Here is a 3,594-nt window from a genome sequence, read left to right on the forward strand (position 1 = left end):
GACGGCACTTCGGCACTCCGGCACTTCGGCACTTCGGCACTTCGGCACTTCGGCACTTCGGCAGCCAGCCACGGAAATGGCCAGCCACCGTTCGACGCGGATCAGAAATGGAAGCGGTCAGATCCCCGCTTTCGGCGCGTTCAGGATCAATCGCAGCCCGAGCAGCGTGATCGCGCCGGCCGCGACGCGGTCGACCCACTTCTTCGCGCGCAGGTAAAGCTCGCGCGGCCGGCGCGTGGAAAAGCACAGCGCGACGATCGTGTACCAGCCGAACTCGACGCCGAACACGAGCGGCGGCAGCGCCAGATAGCACCACACCGGCGGATGCTGCGGAAGCAGCGCCGCGAAGATGCTGCCGTACCAGATCGCCGTCTTCGGGTTGCTGAGCTGGGTCGTGAGGCCGGTCCAGAACGACTTGCGCGCGCTGCCGCCGGCCATCGCCTGCGGATCGTCCATCGCGATCGGCCGGTCGGCACCGCGCCAGATCTTCGACGCCATGTAGATCAGGTACGCGCCGCCCGCCACCTTGAGGCCCACGTACAGCCATTCGACCGCCTGCAGCAGCGTATAGAGCCCGGCCAGCGCGACGCCGCCGAACACGATGCCGCCGATGCCCATGCCGAGCGCGGTGGCGAGCCCGTCGCGGCGCGACAGCCCGATCGAATTGCGGGCAACCAGCACGAAGCTCGGGCCCGGAATCATTGCGCCGAGAAACAGCGCAGCCAGGATGGCGAGTACGGCAGCCGATGCAGTCATCGAAGTCTCCTTGGTGAGCGACGCCGAATCGCCGACGCCTGCGTGTCGTTTCCGACGGTCGAGCGGCTGATTCTGGCACGCTTCGCGCATGGCCGAAAGCCGCCTTGCGCTGCTATGCTGGCCCTCTTTCCCGTCATTCGCGCCGCCACCCATGATCGAGATCCGCGCCGCCCGCTATCCCGACGACGCCCGCGCCGTCGAGGCGATCTTCCGGGAGTACATCGCCAGCCCCACCGTCAGCCTCGAATTCCAGGACTACGAGCCCGAGATCGCCGCCCTGCCCGGCCAGTACGCGGCGCCGCGCGGGCTGCTGCTGCTCGCGTGGCACGGCGAGCGCGCGGTGGGTTGCGCGGCGTTTCGCGCGATCGACGACACGACGTGCGAGATGAAGCGCGTCTATGTGCGCCCCGAAGCGCGCGGGCTGAACGTCGGCCGCCAACTGGTCGAACGGCTGCTGCGCGACGCGAAGGCGGCTGGCTACGCGCGCATGTGCCTCGACGTGCTGCCCGAGTTCGTCGCCGCGCGGCAACTGTATGCGTCGCTCGGCTTCACGCCCGCGCCGCCCGTCGCGTTCAATCCGGTGCCAGGCACCGAGTTTCTCGGGCGGGATGTGTAACCGCCACGCCGTCGGCACCTCTTCCCTCCTTTCGACCGGACACCCCGTCATGCGCGTTTCCCGCCTGCCCTTCGTGCTCCTCCCGCTGCTCGCCGCGCTGTCGCTCGACGCCCGCGCGGGCGACCTGCCGAAATCGATCGCCGCGCAGTTGCCCGCCGGCTACGAGCCGCTGCTCGCGCATGCCGGGCCGGATCTCGACAACGGGCGGCACAGCTTCCTCGTCGTCGTGCATCGGGCGGTCGATACGCGCGAGCAGCCGTCGCCGCGTCCGCTGCTGATCTTCGAGGAACAACCGGATCACGCGTTCCGGCTCGTCGCGCGCAACGACCAGGTCGTGCTGCGCGCGAACGAAGGCGGCCAGTGCGACCCGTTCGATCCCGAAGATGCCGCCGACAACGGCTTTGCCGTAAAAGGCCGCTACTTCACCGTGCAGAACTTCGTCGCATGCGGGCAGCACTGGAGCGACTACGTGACGTTCCGCTACGACCCGCACACGCACGGGTGGCTGTTTTCGAACCGGATCGTCACCGAATCGTTTCCGCTCGACGACCAGCCCGACCACGTCACCGTCACGCGCGCCGACGCGCACCGGCCGGTGTCGTTCAGTCAGTGGCAACGCAAGGACTGACGCGGCCGGGGCAACGCGCAGCAACCGGTTGCATCGCACGCCGGCCGGCGCGGGCACGGCCAGACGTCGTCATGCCCTGCCTCTCCCGCCGTGCCCGCGCTCGCGAGCGCACGCCAACAGGACTACCATAAGCGCTCGCCGTCGCGCGACCGTGCGCCGGCATCGCACGCGGCTCGCCCGCACGCGTTCCCTCGCTGCACCCGCCCAGGAGGACGTCATGACGCAACACTTCGACGCGATCGTCATCGGCACCGGGCAGGCCGGGCCGCCACTCGCCGCGCGGCTGTCCGCCGCCGGGATGAAGGTCGCGATCATCGAGCGCGGCCGCTTCGGCGGCACCTGCGTGAACACCGGCTGCATTCCGACCAAGACGCTGATCGCGAGCGCATACGCCGCGCAGCTCGCGCGACGCGCCGGCGAATACGGCGTGTCGGTCGGCCCCGTCAGCGTCGACATGAAAGCCGTGAAGGCGCGCAAGGACCAGATCTCCGGCCGCTCGAACCACGGCGTCGAGCAATGGGTGCGCGGCCTCGCGAACGCGACCGTGTTTCAGGGTCACGCCCGATTCGAGCGCGCCGACGCGGTGCGCGTGGGTGATGCGCTGCTCGAAGCGGAACGCATCTTCATCAACGTCGGCGGGCGCGCGCAGGTGCCGACCATGCCGGGCCTCGACTCGGTGTCGTACCTGACCAACTCGACGATGATGGACGTCGACTTCCTGCCCGAGCATCTCGTGATCGTCGGCGGCAGCTATGTCGGGCTCGAATTCGGCCAGATGTATCGCCGCTTCGGGTCGAAGGTCACGATCGTCGAGAAAGGCGCGCGCCTGATCCGCCGCGAGGACGAGGACGTGTCGCAGGCCGTGCGCGAGATTCTCGAAAACGAAGGGATCGACGTGCAGCTCGATGCGACCTGCCTGAGCGCGCGGCGCGAAGGCGACGGCATCGCGGTCGGCCTCGACTGCGCGGGCGGCGGTCGCGAGGTCGCGGGCTCGCACCTGCTGCTCGCGGTCGGACGCGTGCCGAACACCGACGATCTCGGGCTCGACCGTGCGGGCGTCGCGATCGACGCACGCGGCTATATCGAGGTCGACGAGCAGTTGCGCACCAACGTGCCCGGCATCTGGGCGCTCGGCGACTGCAACGGGCGCGGCGCATTCACGCACACCGCGTACAACGACTACGAGATCGTCGCGGCCAACCTGCTCGACGGTGATCCGCGCAAGGTGTCCGACCGCATCACGGCATACGCGATGTATATCGATCCGCCGCTCGGCCGCGTCGGCATGACGCTCGCGGAGGCGAAGCAGACGGGCCGCCGGCTGCTGGTCGGCACGCGCCCGATGACGCGTGTCGGCCGCGCGGTGGAAAAAGGCGAGAGCCAGGGTTTCATGAAGGTGATCGTCGACGCGGACAGCCATGCGATCCTCGGCGCGTCGATCCTCGGCGTGACGGGCGACGAAGTCGTGCACGGGATGCTCGACGTGATGGCAGCCGGCGCGCCGTACACGACGATCAGCCGCGCGATGCACATCCACCCGACGGTGTCGGAGCTCGTGCCGACGCTGCTGCAGGATCTGCATCCGGTCGAATGA

4 protein-coding genes are annotated in these 3,594 nt (G+C 68.9%); 3 read left to right on the top strand and 1 reads right to left on the bottom strand.

Annotation, left to right across the window (positions count from 1 at the left end):
* Positions 1–117 precede the first annotated feature (117 nt).
* Complete coding sequence (locus JYJ84_RS31465; protein WP_122949719.1) at positions 118–756, bottom strand: LysE family translocator; 639 nt, start codon at positions 754–756, stop codon at positions 118–120.
* Between the two features lie 151 nt (positions 757–907).
* Between JYJ84_RS31465 and JYJ84_RS31470 the strand changes: the two genes are divergently transcribed.
* The 3 genes from JYJ84_RS31470 (at position 908) to JYJ84_RS31480 (ending at position 3,594) form a co-directional block, all read left to right on the top strand.
* Positions 908–1,372 carry a GNAT family N-acetyltransferase gene (locus tag JYJ84_RS31470; protein ID WP_175219453.1) on the top strand — a complete coding sequence of 155 codons (465 nt, stop codon included), beginning with the start codon at positions 908–910 and terminating at the stop codon, positions 1,370–1,372.
* A gap of 49 nt (positions 1,373–1,421) precedes the next feature.
* Positions 1,422–2,000: a hypothetical protein gene (locus JYJ84_RS31475; protein WP_122948986.1), complete on the top strand. Its 579-nt coding sequence runs from the start codon at positions 1,422–1,424 to the stop codon at positions 1,998–2,000.
* A 217-nt stretch (positions 2,001–2,217) separates the two neighbouring features.
* A complete protein-coding gene (locus JYJ84_RS31480; RefSeq protein WP_122948985.1) occupies positions 2,218–3,594 on the top strand; it encodes an FAD-containing oxidoreductase in 1,377 nt (458 codons plus the stop codon).

Source organism: Burkholderia sp. LMG 13014 (assembly GCF_905232215.1).
Classification (GTDB): Bacteria; Pseudomonadota; Gammaproteobacteria; order Burkholderiales; family Burkholderiaceae; genus Burkholderia.

Coding starts and splice junctions, on each gene's coding strand:
- JYJ84_RS31465 (WP_122949719.1), bottom strand. CDS start 756: ATGACTGCATCGGCTGCCGTACTCGCCATCCTGGCTGCGCTGTTTCTC.
- JYJ84_RS31470 (WP_175219453.1), top strand. CDS start 908: ATGATCGAGATCCGCGCCGCCCGCTATCCCGACGACGCCCGCGCCGTC.
- JYJ84_RS31475 (WP_122948986.1), top strand. CDS start 1,422: ATGCGCGTTTCCCGCCTGCCCTTCGTGCTCCTCCCGCTGCTCGCCGCG.
- JYJ84_RS31480 (WP_122948985.1), top strand. CDS start 2,218: ATGACGCAACACTTCGACGCGATCGTCATCGGCACCGGGCAGGCCGGG.